Source organism: Mesorhizobium sp. M0960 (assembly GCF_040319055.1).
In the GTDB taxonomy this organism is placed as follows: Bacteria; Pseudomonadota; Alphaproteobacteria; order Rhizobiales; family Rhizobiaceae; genus Mesorhizobium.
Window position 1 is genome coordinate 62,496 of sequence record NZ_JAMYNN010000012.1, and the last position, 19,204, is coordinate 81,699.

At 60.7% G+C, this 19,204-nt stretch carries 17 protein-coding genes and 2 pseudogenes; 1 reads left to right on the top strand and 18 read right to left on the bottom strand.

The features are described 5' to 3' along the window. Positions 1-113: 113 nt before the first annotated feature. From NKH63_RS20855 to NKH63_RS20880, 6 genes are all read right to left on the bottom strand, one after another. Positions 114-551, bottom strand: coding sequence for a CBS domain-containing protein (locus NKH63_RS20855; protein ID WP_352483844.1), 438 nt, complete (start codon positions 549-551; stop codon positions 114-116). 138 nt (positions 552-689) lie between these two features. Beyond that, positions 690-1,211: a carboxymuconolactone decarboxylase family protein gene (locus NKH63_RS20860; RefSeq protein WP_352918619.1), complete on the bottom strand. Its 522-nt coding sequence runs from the start codon at positions 1,209-1,211 to the stop codon at positions 690-692. A gap of 270 nt (positions 1,212-1,481) precedes the next feature. Then, positions 1,482-1,928, bottom strand: coding sequence for a hypothetical protein (locus NKH63_RS20865; protein ID WP_352918620.1), 447 nt, complete (start codon positions 1,926-1,928; stop codon positions 1,482-1,484). A 252-nt stretch (positions 1,929-2,180) separates the two neighbouring features. Then, positions 2,181-2,582, bottom strand: coding sequence for a cupin domain-containing protein (locus NKH63_RS20870; RefSeq protein ID WP_352483841.1), 402 nt, complete (start codon positions 2,580-2,582; stop codon positions 2,181-2,183). Between the two features lie 45 nt (positions 2,583-2,627). Further along, positions 2,628-3,386, bottom strand: coding sequence for an SDR family oxidoreductase (locus tag NKH63_RS20875; RefSeq protein WP_352483840.1), 759 nt, complete (start codon positions 3,384-3,386; stop codon positions 2,628-2,630). 66 nt (positions 3,387-3,452) lie between these two features. Next, positions 3,453-4,244: an alpha/beta fold hydrolase gene (locus NKH63_RS20880; protein ID WP_023716991.1), complete on the bottom strand. Its 792-nt coding sequence runs from the start codon at positions 4,242-4,244 to the stop codon at positions 3,453-3,455. A 470-nt stretch (positions 4,245-4,714) separates the two neighbouring features. Here NKH63_RS20880 and NKH63_RS20885 point away from each other — a divergent pair, with 470 nt between their 5' ends. Continuing rightward, positions 4,715-4,942 (top strand): DUF680 domain-containing protein, encoded by a 228-nt coding sequence (locus tag NKH63_RS20885; protein WP_352483839.1) that lies wholly within the window; start codon positions 4,715-4,717, stop codon positions 4,940-4,942. Between the two features lie 258 nt (positions 4,943-5,200). On the opposite strand, the gene NKH63_RS20890 is transcribed toward NKH63_RS20885, so the two are convergent. From NKH63_RS20890 to NKH63_RS20935, 12 genes and pseudogenes are all read right to left on the bottom strand, one after another. Beyond that, complete coding sequence (locus NKH63_RS20890; RefSeq protein ID WP_352589056.1) at positions 5,201-5,950, bottom strand: glucose 1-dehydrogenase; 750 nt, start codon at positions 5,948-5,950, stop codon at positions 5,201-5,203. Between the two features lie 113 nt (positions 5,951-6,063). Further along, on the bottom strand, positions 6,064-6,426 hold the full coding sequence (locus NKH63_RS20895) for a hypothetical protein (protein WP_352483837.1): 363 nt from the start codon (positions 6,424-6,426) through the stop codon (positions 6,064-6,066). Between the two features lie 49 nt (positions 6,427-6,475). Next, positions 6,476-7,456 carry an alpha/beta fold hydrolase gene (locus tag NKH63_RS20900; protein ID WP_502896349.1) on the bottom strand — a complete coding sequence of 327 codons (981 nt, stop codon included), beginning with the start codon at positions 7,454-7,456 and terminating at the stop codon, positions 6,476-6,478. Positions 7,457-8,025: 569 nt separating this feature from the next. Further along, complete coding sequence (locus NKH63_RS20905; protein ID WP_352483882.1) at positions 8,026-8,709, bottom strand: response regulator transcription factor; 684 nt, start codon at positions 8,707-8,709, stop codon at positions 8,026-8,028. Then, on the bottom strand, positions 8,699-9,088 hold the full coding sequence (locus NKH63_RS20910) for a response regulator (protein ID WP_352483835.1): 390 nt from the start codon (positions 9,086-9,088) through the stop codon (positions 8,699-8,701). Before NKH63_RS20910 ends, NKH63_RS20905 begins: the two co-directional genes overlap by 11 nt. Positions 9,089-9,090: 2 nt before the next feature. Then, positions 9,091-9,732 (bottom strand): response regulator transcription factor, encoded by a 642-nt coding sequence (locus NKH63_RS20915; protein WP_023716982.1) that lies wholly within the window; start codon positions 9,730-9,732, stop codon positions 9,091-9,093. Then, positions 9,729-10,124 carry a sensor histidine kinase gene (locus tag NKH63_RS31375; protein WP_502896350.1) on the bottom strand — a complete coding sequence of 132 codons (396 nt, stop codon included), beginning with the start codon at positions 10,122-10,124 and terminating at the stop codon, positions 9,729-9,731. The genes NKH63_RS20915 and NKH63_RS31375 overlap by 4 nt, the downstream gene beginning before the upstream one ends. An 87-nt stretch (positions 10,125-10,211) precedes the next feature. After that, a pseudogene (locus NKH63_RS31380) lies at positions 10,212-10,388 on the bottom strand (histidine kinase dimerization/phospho-acceptor domain-containing protein); the annotation flags it as partial. 30 nt (positions 10,389-10,418) lie between these two features. Next, positions 10,419-12,191, bottom strand: a pseudogene (locus NKH63_RS20920) (MASE1 domain-containing protein); the annotation flags it as partial. A gap of 404 nt (positions 12,192-12,595) precedes the next feature. Beyond that, positions 12,596-15,721, bottom strand: coding sequence for a PAS domain-containing protein (locus tag NKH63_RS20925; protein WP_352589051.1), 3,126 nt, complete (start codon positions 15,719-15,721; stop codon positions 12,596-12,598). 423 nt (positions 15,722-16,144) lie between these two features. After that, positions 16,145-17,647 (bottom strand): MFS transporter, encoded by a 1,503-nt coding sequence (locus NKH63_RS20930; protein WP_352918622.1) that lies wholly within the window; start codon positions 17,645-17,647, stop codon positions 16,145-16,147. A 74-nt stretch (positions 17,648-17,721) separates the two neighbouring features. After that, positions 17,722-18,816, bottom strand: coding sequence for an HlyD family secretion protein (locus NKH63_RS20935; protein WP_352483676.1), 1,095 nt, complete (start codon positions 18,814-18,816; stop codon positions 17,722-17,724). Positions 18,817-19,204 lie beyond the last annotated feature (388 nt).

Consider the following 19,204-nt stretch of genomic DNA (forward strand, 5'->3'; position numbering starts at 1 on the left):
GCTCAGCCGACACCTATTTGCTTCAATACACTATAATTTATGGTATTTATTATCCATTATGTCTAAGAAGACTCCGATACATACTTCTGTATATCCAAACGCGAGACCATGATCTATTGATAGCCGATCCCGCTGATGTAGTTGGCAAGCAGCCGTTCCTGCAGTTCCTCTTGTTTGAAGAGCGCCTTCATCGCATCACGGATATCGAGGACGCCTAGCGGTTTCGAGTCAGCCCCGAGCACCGGCACATTCTGCAGGCCTTGCGCGGCCATGGTCTGCCAGACTGAATGAAGATCATCATCGGGACCACAGGACACGATGGACCGGCTCATCAATGCCGCAATCGGCGCTTCTGTTGGCCCTGAATTCGCTAGATGGCGGACAAGGTCGGACTTGCTCAGCACGCCTGCCGCCTCCCCACTGCCGTGGCACACCACGACCAGGCCTATTGCGGGCCTGGAAAGTGAGAGTGCTGCACTGCGGAGTGGAGCGTCGACGTCGATCACCATGAGACGGGCCGATATTACTGGATGCAGACTGTCAATGCGCATGACGCCCTCCTGAGAGCGCCTCGCGGCCGCGGCCGGGAGGCTGGGATCGGTTCCAGGGTTTGGTCGCCGAGGTCGGCGCCTTTGCCTGGCCGGTCAGAATGGCGCGAAAACAAGCGCCATTCTGACCCATTCCAAAGATTAGCTTAGCGCTGCTTTGCTCAGGCCAAACTTCGCATCCCCCGAGCCCGGGACCGGTTTGAAGCCGATGTTCAGACGGTTCCAAGAATTGACCGCCATGACGACGAAGGTCAGATCGGAGATTTCCTTCTCGGAAAGCTGCGACCTGACCCGATCGTAGATCTCGTCCGGGACACCCTGCTCGGGCAGCTTGGTCAAGACTTCCGTCCATGCCAAGGCTGCACGCTCGCGAGGAAGGAACAGGGTCGAATCCCGCCAGGCTGCCAGGTGGTAAAGGCGCAGTTCGCGCTCGCCATGAATCTTCGCCTGTTTGACGTGCATATCGAGGCAGAAGGTGCACCCGTTCAGTTGCGCGGCTCGGACGGCAACAAGGTCGCGGATCGGTTCTTCGATCGACCCCTCTCGCGTCTCACCAAGAAATTCAATAAATTTCTTCAGAAGTTCCGGCGACTGCTCCGCATAACTCGCGCGTTGGGCGACGGCTTTTCCTTTCGGAGCGACCGGTGACGCTGCAATATTCATTACTTATCTCCTTGAGGTGTTTGCAATCCATTGCATCGTAAGAATGACCGGTGAGCCAAACTGTTGCTATCGTGCCGATGATATGTATTGCCATTCGATCGGTTTGGGGCGCCTAAACCGAAGTATAGGAAGCGGTGGAAATTGGCACCCTGAACGCTGCCCTCGGCAATTCGCTTTGCCGCAGGCATGCGACAGGTGCGCGGCGTTTGGGTCACTTGAAGGGCGAGGCTGAACCGACCGGTGTCGATAGAACCTGGATCGAAACTGCGCTCACTCTTCGAAGGGAGCGGCCATCACAAGATCAACTGCCGAAGTCGCCTTGTAGCCTGAAACAAAGCGCTCGCCGAAGTCCCGGGCAAAGTTGTCGTAGGTGGTTTCCGGCCTGACCTCGGCGATATGGCAAAAGCATCGGGCCATCCGTCGCTTCATTTGGAGGCGTGGAAACTCACCGATGATCTTTGCAATCTCGGCTGACGAAACGAGGCTGTATTGCAAGCCGACGACATCGAGGCAGATGCCGGCTGTGCAAAGCGCCACCTCAGCCTCCTTGTAGAGGCCGATCGACGGCGTCGAGTTGAGGGCGATGCTGTCCCAGATCAATTGGGCGCGCCGCTCGTCGAAGCCGCCTTCCCGAACGAAGGTGCGGGCGAGATCGGCGCCTTCCACTTCGAAACGGCGCGGCCCGGCGAAGTCCTCATTGAGCGTGACGTCATGCAACAGAGTTGCAACGGCAACAACCTCCGCGTCGTGCTGGATATTCTGAATCTGTCCGATCCGGGCCGCGAAAAGTCAGGATCGGACCACGTGGTTGAACAAGTAAGGTTCACATCGCTCGCGAGCATGTTCGATCGCTCGGCCGACAAGCGGTGTATCGGGGACCGAAATCCCCGCAAGTGTGCGGCTGGCGATCGAATTCATGTCACTGACCGTCCCTTCGCATATGCCCCGATGGTCCGGAGGGCCACGATTTCATTTCGCGTTCGTCGTCAGTTCCGTCTCGCTGGTGTCGACGACGAAAATAGCAAGCAGACGAGCGCCTTCCGTCTTGCTGGCGTTTTCGCTGACGGCATGACGGTCGCCCGGGAATTCCGAGAAACTCTCGCCGGCGCTATAAGTCTTCACCGGCCCATCGTTGACCTGGCTTCGGATCGCTCCCTCCAGGACCGTGGCATAGATGAACGCGGATTTGGGATGGGTATGGGCCGGCGACGTACCCCCCGGCGCGTACTCGACGAGCACGGCTTTCATGCTCTTGCCGGGCACGTTTGGAAGGGCCTGGTCGTAGACAAGCTTCACACTGGCGGCGTCATTGGCCATTGCTGCGGTGACGGAAGCGGCGGTGAGCGCGGCGCAGAGAAGTGTTTTGATCATGTCTGGTCTCCTTGTTGTGCGAATGGTGGACTATCCGATGATTACTTATTTCGGTGGTGTGTATCGGCTGAGCCAATCATCGAAACGCACGGCGCCGATGCGCGCGTTCTCGCCGGGCACCAGCGTTCGATCGTCGATTGCCACCTGGCCGTAGTAGAGCGCGCCGGGATCCGGGACGACTTTGCGCGGGTCGTTGGTGGCCTTCAGGAAGCGCTCGACAAGTTCGCTCATGCGAACGCGCTCCGGGCCGGCAATTTCGATCATGCCGTTCAACGGCGCGGCAAGCGCGACGTCCGCCATCGCATCGGCAACATTATCAGCCGCCATGGGTTGGAAGTAGGCCGGTGACATATGAATGGTATCTCCGACAGCGCCCGTGTTTGCGATGGCGGCGGTGAATTCGAAGAACTGCGTGGCGTGAACGATCGTGTAGGGAATTCCGGACTCCCTGATCAGCTTTTCCTGAAGCAACTTGCCGCGGAAATAGCCCATGCCCTGCAGCCGGTCGGTACCGACGACCGACAGCGCCACGTGATGACGGACACCGGCAGCCGTTTCGGCGGCAAAAAGATTACGCCCGGATGCCTCGAAGAACTCCAGGGCAGCCTTTTCCTCGAACGACGGCGAGTTCGCGAGGTCGACGACGACCTGCGCACCGGAAAGCGCGGCGGCCAGACCCTCTCCCGTAACGGTGTTGACGCCCGAATTCGGCGACGCCGCAAGCACGTCGTGTCCTTTGTTTCGCAGTCTCTCCACGGTCTTTGAACCGATCAGCCCGGTTCCGCCTATGACGACGATCTTCATGTCTAGTCTCCTGGTGTTGCGTGTCTATTTTCGTTGCTCGATCGGATGCTGGGCGTTTCCGGCCTGCTACTGACTGACCGATGCAGCAGCATCCTCGATGAGTGACGTGACCTCGTCGGGATGCGAGACCATGAGCGCGTGGGACGCGCCCTCGATGACGACGGTCTTTACCGCGTGCGCACGCTTGGCCATGAAACTCATGACGGCTGCCGGGATGTTCCGGTCATCTGAGCCGTAGATCATGTAGGACGGCAGCGTCTTCCATGAGGCGACGCCCGAGGCTTCAGCCAGAGCTGCCTGCGCAACAGGGCGTTGAGTGGCAGCCATCAGCAAGGTCTGCTCTTCCGGAACGTCGGCGGCGAACTGGGCGCGGAACTTGGCCGGCTGGATGAAGAGGTCTTGTCCGCCGTCCGGCAACGCGACTGGAGCAAGCGCGCTACCCAAGGTGCTGCCGGGAAACATGCTGGACAATGTAAGGCTCGATTCGCCGGTATCCGGCGCGAATCCCGCCACGTAGACCAAGGCCTTCACATTAGGATTGCCATTGGCGGCCTCGGTGATGACAGGCCCGCCGTAGGAATGCCCCACCAGCACGACCGGCCCGGAAACCGACCGGACGATGGCTGAGACTGCTTTCGCATCGCTGGCAACGCTGCGGAGCGGATTGGCTGCGGCTATCGCTACATAACCGTCTTTGCTGAGTTTCGTGATGACTGCGTCCCAACTCGACGATTCCGCGAAGGCGCCGTGCACCAGTACGATCGTCGGCTTGGGCTGAGAATTCGCGGCCTGCGCCATCCCGCCGCCCGACGCGGCAAGCGCCGCAGTGAGCGCCAGGACTCGAGTTATGTTTCGCATTTGCTTTCTCCCGTGTGGCCTGTGGTGACCAATGCTCAGGAGAATGCGCCGATGCGGCCCGCCAACCTATTGTGCGGAAGGGTCTGTCATACAATGCCAAGGTGCAGGGTAGGTCACCAGGGAGATCAGGTGCCTTGCAGCATGATTGAGGTATCTATGCCGAGTGTGCACTGTCGGCAGCCGTCTGAGCAGACACTGAGGGCGCGCGCGGCCGGAGAGTGTTTGCAAGACGCCGCTGCCGCCGTGGCGAGAACCTGGCGCGGTCGATCCGTTGAGCGCTGGTGAGCCGGCCGGATCGAACACGGCGGCAAAGCCTCCTCTCGTCAACGACATAGTTCCTGGCCTTCGGCCCGCATCGCCCAATGCCTTGGTATGGGTCAAACCGCCGGACCGTCTGATCGTGTCGCTGGGTCACGACATTTATATTTGTATGGGTGAATACCATCCAAGCTATTAATGGAGTTACTGAAATGAAAATGACAGTCCTTGCTGCCGTCGCGCTTGTTATTACAGCAGGAAGCGCCATTGCCGGAAGCGACCACTATGGATCAAACGGAGCCCAGCAGCCTGCGACTGCGTCTGACAACATGTATACATCCTCGATCAGAAAAATGAACAGCGATACCGGGGTGCCGAAAACCGTACGCAAGCCGACTGTTCCCAACGATGAATATGGCCAGGGCATCTGGGGTCACTGATCCCGACCTACAGAAAATTGAAGGACCGGGGCGAGACCTCGGTCCTTCAGCCCTATCGGCGAGCCGACTTCTCTCTTGCGCGTCGATCCCTGCAATGCGACTTGCCGCTTACAATTTGCACCACGTCGGCGAAACGTCTCGCCTCCGACCTATTTGGAGGGATTCGTGCGGCAGCTTCCCGGAAAATCGTCGTGAGGAAGACCGATTGCTCAGGCATTATTCGGCCGTCTATTGGCGCGACGACTTCGCAGTCGTGGCTCAGAGCACTGCCATCCCGCCGTCGACCCGCAGATTGATGCCCGTGACGAAACTGCTCGCGTCCGAGGCAAGGAACAGGGCGGCTTTTGCCAGCTCTTCCGGCTGCCCCATCCGGCCCAAGGGTATTGCCTCAGCCATCGCCTTTTCAAACAGCCCGCGCTGCTCAAACGGTATGCCTAGCTTATCGAGAATAGCCGTATCCACCGGACCTGGGCTAAGCACGTTGACCCGGATACCGCGAGACTTCAGTTCGATCGCCCAAGCGCGCGCAAAGGCATTTATGGCCGCCTTGGAGCCCGCGTAAACAGCATGACCGTCCAGAACCTTCTCGCTGGCCAGCGAGCCTGTGAGGATGATTGCGCCGCCGTTCCGCATGATCGGAATCAGCTTCTGGACGCCGAAGAAGACGCCTCGCGTGTTGACGGCAAATTGCGCATCATATTCTGCCTCGGAGACGTCGGCCGAGTGGGTGATGGTGTTTACGCCGGCGTTCGCCATATAGATGTCGAGCGCCCCGAACCTCTGGAGGATCTGCTGCGCCACCTCATCATGGTGCGCCACGTCGGCCACATTTCCCTGAATGCCCAGCGCGCCTGCCCCGATCTGCGCGACCGCTTCCTCGACCGCCTGCCGCCGGCGGCCGGTAATGACGACTTGCGCGCCCTCGGCGGCAAAGATTTTTGCAGCCGATAGTCCGATCCCGCTGTTTCCGCCGGTGACCACCGCGATCTTGCCTGAGAGTGCGCCCATGTCGTTCCTGCCTTCGAAAAATTGTGCCGGTGCTGCTGCGATAGTCGCAACCGCTGGCCAAGAAAATTTCACGCCGAATTGAGACCGCCAAAATGAGCGGCAATCGCAAACGGCTACCGATTGATAAACTCGCGGCGCTTAGCCAGTTTGACGTCTTGGAGAGCGCAGTGGCCTTCAAGGCAGAACAAGCGCGCGGCGGCGACCCCCGACAGCGCGACGTAGTGTCGAACACCGGCGATCGCCTCCGCGCTGCACAGGCGCGGTTGCCCGAATGGCAGCCGTGTCGCAGCACATGTTTCGCGCCTTTGCCAGCGCTCCAGCTCGATGGCGCAGTGGTTCGGTTCCACAATCCGGGACATGAGCCGGCAGAACCAGCATTCAGGCCACCGCTCGGCTATGCGAGCGCACAAGGTTTGACCTGGCGCGCCACCCGAAATGCGGTTCAGGGCGCGCGAAATATTGCCAAAGGTGGTCATCGGCGGCTCCAAGGAATTGCGGAAAACATGCGGTCGTGACTGAAGCTTGCTATCCTTTGATGAAGGCGAGCAGGTCAGCATTGACCTGATCCTGGTGCGTGGCCGTAATCCCGTGGGGTGCGCCGGGGTAATAGATATCCTTTGCGCCTTTGATCAGTCGGGCCGACTTGACTGCCGAGTCCTTGACGGGGACGATCTGGTCGTCCTTGCCATGCAGGACCAAGGTTGGCACATCGAACTTCTTGAGATCCTCGGTGAAGTCGGTCTCGGAGAACGCCTTGACGCTTTCGTACGCGTTCACGAGACCCGCCTGCATGCTCCAGAGCCAGAACTGATCCAGAATCCCCTGGGAAACCTTGGCGCCTGGCCTGTTCGCGCCGTAAAACAACGGTGCGAGGTCCCGGTAGTACTGCGAACGATCCTTGACGAGGCCAGCCCTTATGCCGTCGAATACCTCGATCGGCAGGCCTTCCGGATTGGCCGGCGTCTTCACCATGATCGGCGGAACAGCGGCGATAAGAACAGCCTTGGCCACCCGCTTCGTCCCGTGCCGTCCGATATAGCGAGCAACCTCGCCTCCTCCGGTGGAATGTCCGACCAGCGTGGCGTCCCGGAGATCCAGCGCCTCGATCACGGCTGCAAGATCGTCCGCATAGCCATTCATGTCGTTGCCGGACGTGGCCTGGCTCGATCGCCCATGGCCGCGCCGGTCATGCGCAACCACGCGGAAGCCGTTATGGGCAAGAAAGAGCATCTGGCTGTCCCAGGCGTCGGAATTCAGCGGCCATCCGTGCGAAAATGTGACGACAGGACCCTTACCCCAGTCCTTGTAGTAGATTTCGGTGCCGTCCTTGGTCGTGATGGTGCTCATCGTCTTGGTTCCTTTGGTTGAGGGGGAAGAGGGAAGGTTTTGTTTTCGGCTCGCGGCCGAAGCAGCGCGGGGCAGTCCGGCGGCAACGGTGGCGATCAGGCCGGCCAACAAGACATCGCGGCGAGATCCGCCGACGGAGAAAAGTCCGTCGTTGTTCATCATGTCCATCCATGTGCTTTGAACATCCTGCTCACCATCACGACCGTCGAATCGGCCCGTGCGGTCGCGGTCGGGGAGGAACGAGCGAGGAGCGGTAGAAACGCGACGGTCGTGATGGCTTGCGAGGAACAGGATGCACCGATCCGGGCCGCGAACCTATTCTACGGAAGCATCTGTCATACGATGCCAAGGTGCAGGGCAGGCACGCCGAGGATTGGGGACGGGCCGAGGCAAGCTCTTATAGACATACGTCAATTTAGGCTTGGGTAGCGGCGCGGGACCGACGCGGCATGGCCGGCGTCAGTTGCTGTGCATGAAATGTTGCGAGTTTGTCGGTCAGACCGGCGCCGCAAAAGAGCGCCGCTCAGAGGTAGCGATGTTGGCGCGGGCCTGGCCGCAAAACACCCAATAGGACCACCGATGTACATCAGGACCACCCGCAGCAGCAGGAGCGTGCCGACGGGCAGGAAGGCCTTCGCGCGCTGAAGAAGCAAATTTCCCACAGCCTGAAATGGCCGGGCGCGCTGGGCAATCCTATTGGATGGGGCATGGATCGGCTTGTGCCAATTCTAGACCTCGCGCATCGGCGCGGGCAGCGTTTCCCACGCCCGGATCAGTTCACCGATGGAAGCGGCTTCCATCTTGCGCATGACATTGCCGCGGTGAAGCTTGACGGTCACTTCACTGATGCCGAGGTCGAAGGCGACCTGCTTGTTGAGGCGCCCGCGCGCCACTTCACGCAGGACCTCGCGCTCGCGCGGCGTCAGCGTCTCGACGCGCTCGATGTTGCGCTTGACGATCACGGCATCCGCCCGCCGTTTGGCGTCCACCGCAATGCCCGCGATCACGGCGTCAAGCAGCGTCTGATCCCGCACCGGTTTCGTCAGAAAGTCCACGGCGCCGGCCTTCATCGCCTGGACAGTCATCGGGATGTCGCCATGCCCGGTCAGGAAGATGATTGGTTTGGGGTTGCCGTTTTTCGCAAGATGGTGCTGCAGATCGAGACCGCTCGTCCCTGGCATGCGCACGTCGAGGATCAAACAGCCGGGGCTCTCCAACACGTCGGCGTCAAGCAATTCACGGGTCGAGGTAAAGCACACCGGCAGAAAACCCGCCGACAGGATCAATTCAGACAGCGCCTCCCGAACAGAGGCATCATCATCGACAATAATGACCAGCGGCTGCTCGGCTTCAGCCCTCCGCTGCTGTGATGACGGCGTCGATCTCCGTAAGGGCAATTGGTCAACTCTCATGTTTAGCCTCCGTTTCTGGGTTGCGTAAGGCGTCGCCGATCGCCGCAAGCAGTGCCTGGCCATCGAACGGCTTGCGGAAAAGCCTGCCAATGCCCTTGGCGCGGTGCTGATCCACTATCTCGTGGCGGCCGGTGATCAGGAACACGGGCAGATCCGGACGCGCCTTCTTGACCAAGTCGCGAAGTTCAAAGCCGTCCATGCCGGGCATCCCGATGTCGGTGATAAGCATGTCCAATCCAGACAGGCCGCTGACCAGCAACGACCTCGCCGACGAGAAGCTGCGGGCCACATAGCCGGCGGACTCCAAGAGGTCCTCCAGCGACTCGAGCAGTCTTGGGTCATCGTCGACGATCGCCACGACAGGCCTCCGCTTGCTCACCCTCAGCTCCCCCCTGCCCGGCGCGAGTGCGTGATCGGTATTCCCAATCGCTCGGCGATGCGCACGAGGTCGGCGAGCGACGCCGCGACCATCTTCTGCATGACGTTCCTTCTATGAATTTCCAGCGTAACTTCGCTGATCCCCAGTTCAGCGGCGGCCTGCTTGTTGAGCAAGCCGCTGACCACCAGCGGCAGCACCTCACGTTCGCGCGGCGTCAGCTCGAGATAACGTTGCTTCAACACGCCCAGCTCAGCGCGCTCCGATCGCTGTGCCCGATCCTGGGCAATCGCTGCATGGATTGCGGCCATGAGGTCTGCATCGCTGAAGGGCTTAGTCAGGAAATCTACGGCGCCGTGCTTGATCGCACGCACGGAGGACGGGATATCGCCATGTCCTGTCAGGAAAACGATCGGCGGATGATCGCCCTCGGCAATCTGCCGCTGCAGATCGAGGCCGTTAATATCCGGCAACTCGATATCGAGGATGAGGCAGGCAGGGACGTCCGGCTTGTCAGCGCGGATATAATCGCCCGCCGATCCGAACGCTACGGCACGCATGCCGTGCGCAGCCAGCAGCTCACTGAGCGCCTCCCGGATGCGTTCATCGTCATCTACGATGAAGACAATTTGGCCGTCCGTCGTCATGACGCCGCTTTCGCTTCAATCGGCAACGTGAAGATAAACGTCGCTCCACGTGGTTCGTTCTTCTCGACCCATAAACGCCCGCTGTGCGACTCGATGATCGAACGGCAGATCGCCAGTCCCATGCCCATCCCTTGCTCTTTCGTGGTAAAGAACGGTTCGAATATCCGGTCGGGAAACTCGACGCCCCGGCCGTGATCGCTGACTTCGGTCTGGACAACATCCCCGATATGGCGCACGCGGATTTTGATAACTCCGTCGTCCGCACCAGAGTCCATCGCCTCCATGCCGTTGCGGATGAGATTGACCAGAACCTGCTGGATTTGGACGCGATCGAACGCGACTAGCGGAATGTCGCTTCCGATATCAACGCTGATGCGAACGCCCCGCCGCATCGCTTCCTCGGTCACGAGGTCGCGTGCCTCTGCGATGACACTGCTGAGCGTCGCATTGGTTCTCGTCTCGGTGGATTGCTTGAACAGCGCGCGAATGCGGCCGACGACGTCCGCCGCCGAGTTGGCGTCCCGGATAATGCGCTCGGCCGTAATCTTCGCGCGTTCGACGTTCGGCGGTGCTGCGGACAGCCAACGGTGGCATGCATGGGAGTTGGCGACGATCGCAGCCAGCGGCTGATTCACCTCGTGGGCGATCGAAGCCGAAAGCTCGGCGAGACTTGCAGCCTGAGCCGCTTGCGCGAGTTTGTCGGACGCTTGTCGCAGCGCTTCCTGGGCGCGCACCTCTTCGTCGATGTCGAGGGAAACCCCGTACCATTGCACAACCGCCCCGTCCTCATCACGCCGCGGCTCCACCCTGCACTCCGCCCAGCGATAGCCATCTGTTTCGCGCCAGCGAAACCGCATCGCGGAACCGCCGCCTGTTTCGAAACAATTCAGCAACGTGCTCAGCACCTCGGGAGCATCTTCGGGATGAACCAGTTCTTGCAGCAATTCCTCGATGCGCGGCTCTCCGAGTGCTTCGAAATCAGCGATCACGGAGCGGAAATGGTCCTGGTACCGCTTGTTGAAGTAGACCGGCCCGCCGGTCGGCACCGCGCTCCAGATGCGGACCGGCACAGCGTCGATCATCTGCTGAAGCTGCAATTCGCTCCGCCGCAGGGCCTCTTCAGCTTGCATTTGATCGTCTATGTCGTGACAGAGGCCGTACCACTGGACGATGCGGCCAGTGTGATCGCGCATCGGCTCCGCCCGGCTCGACATCCAATGATAGACGCCATCGGCGCGGCGCAAGCGATACCTCATGGAGAAGCGCTCGCCGGTGGCGAGGCAGTGACTGAGCGTATCGCCGAATGCTGCTGCGTCGTCCGGATGGACGCCGGCCTTTATCATCGCCGCCAGCCGGCTGATGCCCGGTTTGTCCAAATCCGTTACGTCCAGGCCGAGAAAGTCGACCATGCGCTTGTTGAAAAAGGTCGGATCGCCATCGGGCCTCAGGCGCCAAACGTGGCTCGGAACCATGTCGACAAGCTGCGAGAGCTCCCGCTCCCGGTCGCCCAATGCCTCAAGGCTTTCACGCAAAGTGAGCACCGCCGCCTGATGCTGCCGGGATATGGCGGCCACGACGAGCGCCGAAAATGCCGAGATGGCCAGAAAAAGCTGCAGCATGATCTGGTTGTGCTTCTGGGACTCGGGATCGCCGGCAAATTGGCTGGCGCCGGATATCGTGAATACCGCCGTGATCAGAGCGAGAACGGTCAATGCTACGGCGGCGCCTCTGAACTCAAAGCGCACTGCGGCCCAAAGAAGAGGCGGCATGATGATGTAGGCGAAGGGCAGATAGCCGCTCAAGGAAAGGGCGGCGATACCAAGAAAGATCAGCCCCAGGACGCAAGCTTCCATCCACCGCGCTGCTGAGAGCTGCGCCTTGCCGCGCCAGTTCTGGAACACGACCAGCGCCAGTGGCGCTACGATCAGGACTCCCGTCGCGTCTCCGATCCACCACAGCGGCCAAGCCGTCGCAAAGGTTTGCGATTGTATGCCAAACCACGCAAGCGCCGCACTTCCCACCGTCGCGCTTGCAACTGGCGCAATTCCAGCGGCCAGTACGACGAATGCGAGAACGTCGCGCAAGGTTTCCAGCCGAACTGGGCGCTTGCAGGTCTGGTTCACGAGCCATGCGCCGGCCACCGCTTCAAGAGCGTTGCCGGCAAAGATCAGGAAGGCCGCGGGCAGCGGAGTGTGGAACCACAAGAAGTTGCTGAACAGTTCGGCCAGACAGGCCCCCAGCACCCACCACGGCCAGCTATACCTGGAGGCGAAGACAAGCGTAGCGATGAACAGTCCGCTCGGAGGCCAAATGGAAATCCCTGTTCCAGGTATGATTGCGAGCGACTGGGCGAAGCCGCAGCCCAGGACATAGACCGTAATAAAAAGCCCCAGATGCAAGAATTGGGGACGGTGCGACCAGACGCGCGATAACCTGCCTCTTTCAAGATCGCTGATCATGTTGCCGCGAATCAGGCCTGGTTCACTCGTCGCCAAAGATCGGCCACTTCCTTGCAATCCCGGTCCGGATCGGTCGAAGTCATGCTTTAACGCGCCCGTTGCGTTGGAATCGGTCTCGCCAAGTGAGTTGGGCGCTGTCGTCATCGGGTGCCCCTGACGGACAAACAAACTCTGGAGATTGTCGGCGCTTCGTATAGCACTTGCTCTTGGTAGCTGGATCTGGGCTGACGGACTCACACCGTCACCCTAATCCCGCCACGCCCCAACCGCACCTCATGGAAATCCATGCATTGCGCGGGGGCAGCGACGCCCTTCACCGAAAGGAGAATAAACCAAGCGTTTGCTGAGCGCCGCCGGATACGTTCAGCATCGTCCAAGATGAGGACGATTGTCGTCGTCCGGCATCATTGCACAGCTTTCGCTTCAACCGGGAGAGTGAAGATGAATGTCGCTCCATGCGGCACACTGTTCTCCGCCCATAGGCGTCCGCCGTGAGACTCGACGATCGAACGGGAGATCGCCAGCCCCATGCCCATCCCATTCCCTTTCGTCGTAAAGAACGGCTCGAATATCTTGTTAGGACGTTCGATACCCGGGCCGCGGTCGCTGACCTCGGTCTGGATCGTGTCCTCTATCCGGCGCACACGCAGCCCGAGAACCCTGTCCGTGGTGGAGTCCATCGCCTCCATGCCGTTGCGAATGAGGTTGACCAGGACCTGCTGGATCTGGACGCGATCGAAGGCGACGAGCGGAAGATTGCTTTCGACATCGATGTCCATGCGAACGCGACGCCGTATGGCTTCCTCGGCCATGAGGTCACGCGCTTCGGCAATAACGCTGGGGATCGGCGTGCTGGTTCTCATTTCAAGCGAAGGTCTGAACAAGGCACGGATGCGGCTGACGACATCCGCCGCCGAGTTGGCATCGCGGATGATGCGCTCGGCCGTGATTTTCGCGCGCTCGACGTTCGGGGGCACGGCGGACAGCCAACGGTGGCATGCGTTGGAGTTGGCGACGATGGCGGCCAACGGCTGGTTCACCTCATGAGCGATGGATGCGGAGAGTTCGGCAAGGCTCGCCGCCTGGCTCGCACGCGCAAGTCTCTCTTGTGCCAGTCGAAGCTCCTCTTGTGTTCGCACCTCATTTTCGATGTCGAGGCAGATAACGTTCCACTGCACGATGGCACCTTCAGCGTTGCGCATCGGCGCGGCGCGCGTCTCGACCCAGCGATATTCACCATCGAAGCGCCGCAGACGGTGCCGTCGCGCATACGGCTCGCCGGTGGACAAACAATGGGCATATCTCTCTTTGACACCTGTCAGGTCGTCGGGATGAACACCGGCGTCGAGTGTGCCAGCCAGCCGGGACTTTCCCGCTTCGTCCAATTCCTCAAGATTGTATCCGAGGAATTCGCGGAGCTGCTGGCTGCGATATATCGGTTCGCCATCCGGAGCGGCGCAATCGATCATTGCCGGCAGCGTTTCAACGAGCTGCCAGAGCGCACGTTCTCTCTCGCGCAGCGCCTCTTCGACGCGCAGCTGGTCGTCGATGTCGTGCGTAAGGCCGTACCATTGGACGATGCGTCCACCTTGGTCCCGCAGCGGCTCCGCGCGGCCCTCCATCCAGCGATAAACGCCGTCGGCACGCCGCAGGCGATACTTCATGAAGAAGCGCTCGCCGGTGGCGAAGCAGCTGTTGAGTGCTTCCCTCAGGCTGGCGGCATCGTCGGGATGGACGACGTTGGCAATGAAGGCCGCCAGCCGGCTCGTGTCCGGCTTTTCCGCGTCCGCTATGTCCAGGCCGAGAAAATCTATCAGGCGCCTGTTGAAAAAGGTCGGCTCGCCGTTCGAAGACAGCCGCCAGAGGTAGCTCGGAACCATGTTGACGAGCTGCGAGAGCTCTCGTTCGCGGTCGTGCAATGCGGCCTGCGTGGTCACCAGATCATGGATGTCGACGCTCACGCCGTACCACTGGAGGATGCTGCCATCTTCGTCGCGCAGCGGCTCGGCGCGAGTCTCGGTCCAGCGATAGCCGCCGTCGGCCCTCCGTTGGCGATATCTCTGAACGTAAGGCACGCCCGTTGCGAATGAATGGCGGATCGCCTGCCGTGCGGTGTCGATATCGTCTGGATGGATCACGCTCAGGGACGGCGAGCCGTCCGGGGCGGTGATGTCACCGAGCGTGGCCCCGGTTACGTCGGTGAACCGCTTGTTGACGTAGGATGGCCTTCCCTCCCGTGTCGTACTCCAGATCAAAGCGGGCACGGTGTCGATAAGCTGCTGAAGGCGCCGCTCACTTTTGCGCAACGCCGCCTGCGCGCGCACCTCATCGTCGATGTCGAGAGAAACCCCGTACCATTGCACGACCGTTCCGTTGTCATCGCGCCGCGGCTCCACCCTGCACTCAGCCCAGCGATAGGTGCCGTCTTTTTCGCGCCAGCGAAACCGCATCGCGGAGCCGCCGCCAGTTTCGAAACAATTCGATAACGTGCGCTGCACCTCGGGAGCATCTTCGGAATGAATAACCTCGTGCAGCAGCGTTTCGATGCCCGGCTCGCCGAGAGCATCAAAGTTCGCGATAACGGAGCGGAAATGGTCCTGGTATCGCTTGTTGAAGTAGACCGGCCCGCCGGTCGGCATCACGCTCCAGATGCGGACCGGCACGGCGTCGATCATGTGCTGCAATTGTCGCTCGCTTCGCCGCAACGCCTCTTCGGCGTGCATCTGATCGTCTATGTCGTGACAGAGGCCGTACCACTGGACGATGCGGCCGGCGTCATCGCGCATCGGCTCCGCCCGGCTCGACATCCAGCGATAGACGCCATCGGCACGGCGCAGGCGATAGCGCATGGCGAAGCTCGCACCGGTAGCGAAGCAACCACGGAGTGCATCGCCGAATGCTGCTGCATCGTCCGGATGGACGCCGGCCTGTATCATCGCCGCCAGCCGGCTCATGCCCGGTCTGTCCATATCCGTTACGTCCAGGCCGAGAAAATCGACCATGCGCTTATTGAAGAAAATCGGCTCGCCGTCCGGATCGAGCCGCCAGATGTGACTCGGTACCATGTCCACGAGCTGCGAGAGCTCCCGCTCGCGGTCGCGCAATGCTGACTCCGCCCGCTTCTGGTCCTCAATGTCTATTGTCGTGCCGTACCATTGAATGATGCGGCCCTGACTATCGCGAAAAGGTCGTCCTGAGCTTCGAAACCAGCGATAGACGCCATCGGCGCGCCGCAGACGATGCTCGGTGTCATAGTGATCGCCGGTTTCGAGGCAATGCCGCCATCTGGCGGCGACACGATCATAATCGTCGGGATGGACGGCTCGACGCCAGCCGAACTCATCGTCGTCTTCGGAGGTGTTGAGATCCTCATGCGTGTTGCCGAGGAACGCCACGGTGTTTGGGCTCACAAAGGTGAATCGTCCGGCGGCATCGGCTGCCCACGCGTGGCCGGGCATACTCTCGATGATTTGCAGCGCGAGCGTTGCTTCGGGGTCGATTTCGCCAAGTGAGTCGGACGCTGCTGTCATTGGCTTCTCCTGTCGGACAAAGAAAGCCTGGGGACGGTCAGCGCTTTATATAGCACTTGTTTTCAATATCTGGACAGGCGAACTCACCGCCTAAATCTAGTCCCGCGATGCCCCGGCTGCATCTCATGGAAATCCATGCATTGCGCGGAGATATCGCCGCTGCGGCGGCCCGGCCGCTACGGCGCGCCTAACGATCGCCTCGGGCAAGAAGCGACGCGGATCGACGCGTCAACACCCACCACTGGGAAATACGAGCCGGACAGGTAAGACGCTCGGCTGCCTCTTCGTCGGCTGCAGAGTGAAACCGGAAAAACCTCTGCATTCGTCATCCCTGTCTCGTCCGGTTAACACGGCTCATGAGATAATCTGGAAGCCTCGCCCGACCAAAACATCTGTTCCAAAGTATAGGGCCTGGACGCGGTTTTAGTTCTGCGGAGCGGCTTGGCGGGCGAGCAATTGTTTGGCGACAATGAGACAGGGCGCAGCGACCGCGAACAGCAGGACGAGCGCGAAGAAAGCTTCGTCGAACGAGATAGTGGCGACCTGCTTCTCAAGCGCGCGCTGCAGCAGCGGCAGCGCGGCCTTGGTCGCCGCGGCGCTGTCGATACTATTCGCCAGAACGTTCGCAGTGGCTCTCAAGCGCTGGTCCACGGCTGGATCGCCATTGACGAGGTGGGACGTCAGTATCGTCCGGTTGTGGACATTCTGGTGATCAATATACGTTTGCAAGAGGGCTGTGCCGGTCAGACCGCCCGCCTGCTTGCCGAAGTTGAACAGCCCGATGCCGAACGGCAGCGCATCAGGGGCAAGGCCCTGCAGTGTAATCAGCGTCAGTGCCACGAACAGAAGGCCGAGGCCGAATCCCCGCAGCAGCAGAGCAAGGGTCAGGTCCGGTGATCCGCTACCGCTCGTCGAAGTGGACAGCAGCCACATGGCGCCTGCGAAGAGCAGAATGCCAAACGGAGCAAGCGTGATCGGGCGCATCCCGGTCTTTTGGATGAGGAAGCCGGACAACAAAAGTCCAAGCGCGAGCATGGCTCCGCTTGGCAGCAGAAGCACTCCCGCGCCCGTGGCGGTAAAATCGAGCACGTTGAGGGCAAAAGCCGGAATGAGATAGGCGCTGCCCGAAAGGGCAGAGCCGGCGACGATGCTGACGAGAAGGCCAAAGCGAAAGTCCGGATTGCCAAGGGGCGAGATGGCCAGCAGTGAGCCTTCTGAACGAAGGCGGGTCTTCCAGACGGCCAGGAGGCCGGCAGCCGTCACACCGGTTGCGGCAAGGAAGGTGATGTCGGTGTCGTCGAACCAGTTGAACCTGCTGCCTTGCAGCAGGACGTAGGTCAAAAGCGCGGCGCTGATGCCGAGCAACGATATCCCGACGGCAGGAAACCTGGTTTTCCGCCAAAAGGTCCGATCGCCGTCCGCCGCCAACAGGACAAGGGAGACGATGCCGAGCGGAATGATGCTCAGGAATATCCACTCCCAAGTCAGATGGTCGACAAGCCAGCCCTGCAGGGCCGGCGTGACGGTTGTCGGAGCCATGACGGCGCCTACGGCAAAAACCGCCTGAACGACCGGCTGATGCCGATGAGGGAAGCGAAAGAACAGCAGCGTCTGGCCGGCGACGAGAATTGTGCCGCCAGCCAGCCCCTGGACAATGCGGCAGATGCAAATCCAGGTGAGGTCCACCGACAACGTCAAGGCCGCGGATGCCAGCAGAAGGGCGACAACCCCCGCGCGCAGGCAGACGGTCGGCCTGGCTGCCGTTACAAGAAGCGGAGCGACAAGGAACGCCGTCAGCTTCGCCGCGATGAAAACCACGTCGACCATCGCCAGCTCGTCCGACGTTGCGTAGGTGTCGCCAAGCATGTCGATCCGGCCGATGGACAGTGCGGTGGATGCGACCGCGTCCATGAAGGCGGCCAGCACGACGCCGGTTGCTATCAAGGAAGCGCGCAGGGTACCGGGATGGCGCTGCACAGCCGCCGTTTCGGCGAGGTGCATCATTGCGCTGAGCGCCCGTTCGCGGTCCCGCCTGTCTGCATTTCCTGCGCTACTGCCGGAGCATCCCTGGTGCCGACGGTGATGACAACACGAGCCGAGAGTCCCGGAACCAGGCGGCCGGGCAACGGATTGCGCGTCATCCTGATCTTGACCGGCACGCGTTGGACGACGCGGATGAAGTTGCCGGTGGCATTGTCCGGCGGCAGCAGGCTGAAGGCTGCGCCGCTGCCAGGAGCGAAGCTGTCGACAAGGCCGTCGATTTGCAGATCTGGATATTCATCAACCATGACGCGGACCCGTTGGCCGATCTCAACCTGCTTCAGCTGCGTTTCCTTGAAGTTTGCGACGATCCAGACATCGTTAACCGGAACGATGTCCAGGGCTGCCGTCCCTGGGGTGACATAGCGGCCGACCCGGATCTGGCGATTGCCGACGATGCCGTCGACCGGGGCCCTCACGACGGTGTTGGCCAGGTCTAGCATTGCCAGGTCGAGCGCTGCCTGTGCCTGCGACAGGGCTGCCTGCGCGCCGGACAATTGTGCATCCAGGACGCCGAGCTTCAACTTCTGAGCCAACAGATTGGCCTCTGCGCCGTCCAGCGATGCCCTTGCCTTGTCATGGCCGGCCTGCGCATCCTGCAGCTTCTGATCGCTTGCGGTTCCGTTCTTCTGCAGCGTGACGTAGCGGCTTAAGTTGGCGCGGGCGAATTGCAGGTCGGCTGCGGCAGATTGCTTCTGCGCCTCGGCCTGCGCGATCAATGCGTCCTGCAGTTCACGGGTCGCCTTGATGTTGGCGATTTCCGCCTGCCGGGCGGCGACGTTGGCTTTCGCCTGCTCCGCCTTGGCCTTGTAGTCGCTGTCGTCGATGCGAAACAGGACAGCACCTTTTGACACATTGGCATTGTCGTCTATGTCGACTTCGACGACGTAACCGGCGAGCTTCGGAGCGATGCTGGTAATGTCTCCGCGGAGATAGGCGTTATCGGTCGTTTCCTCGAACCGGCCCCTTGTAAACCACTGCCAGCTCCAAATAGCTGCCATTGGCAGCACCATAAGGGCAACGAGGGCGATCGCGATCTTGCGGGGTTGGCTCATGATTGCCTCGACCCCAAGTCGACGCGCTCACTATCGAAGGAGATCTCCGCCTGCCGAAGAGCGAGCCGTTCGGCAAGGCTGCAAACCCACGGTGCGCAATAGAGTCTCACGAGAACGTCTCCGTCGAGCTGCGGCTCTGCAACAAGGCAGAACTGAAGAACGATCGCGGATTTCACGGCCTCGCCGCTATCATGCGGACGAACATCCCATTTGCCCTGATCGGTAGTTCGTACTGAACCTCAGCACAGGTCGTATTGTCAGTCGGCCGGATTCAGGCGCGCGAACGTGGCGGCGCGGATCTCCGTATTGCCGAAGACCGTCCACGAGAAAATCCACTTTGAAGTAAATTCCGGACATCCCGTGGCAGCAATGATCGCAGAGAGCGCCC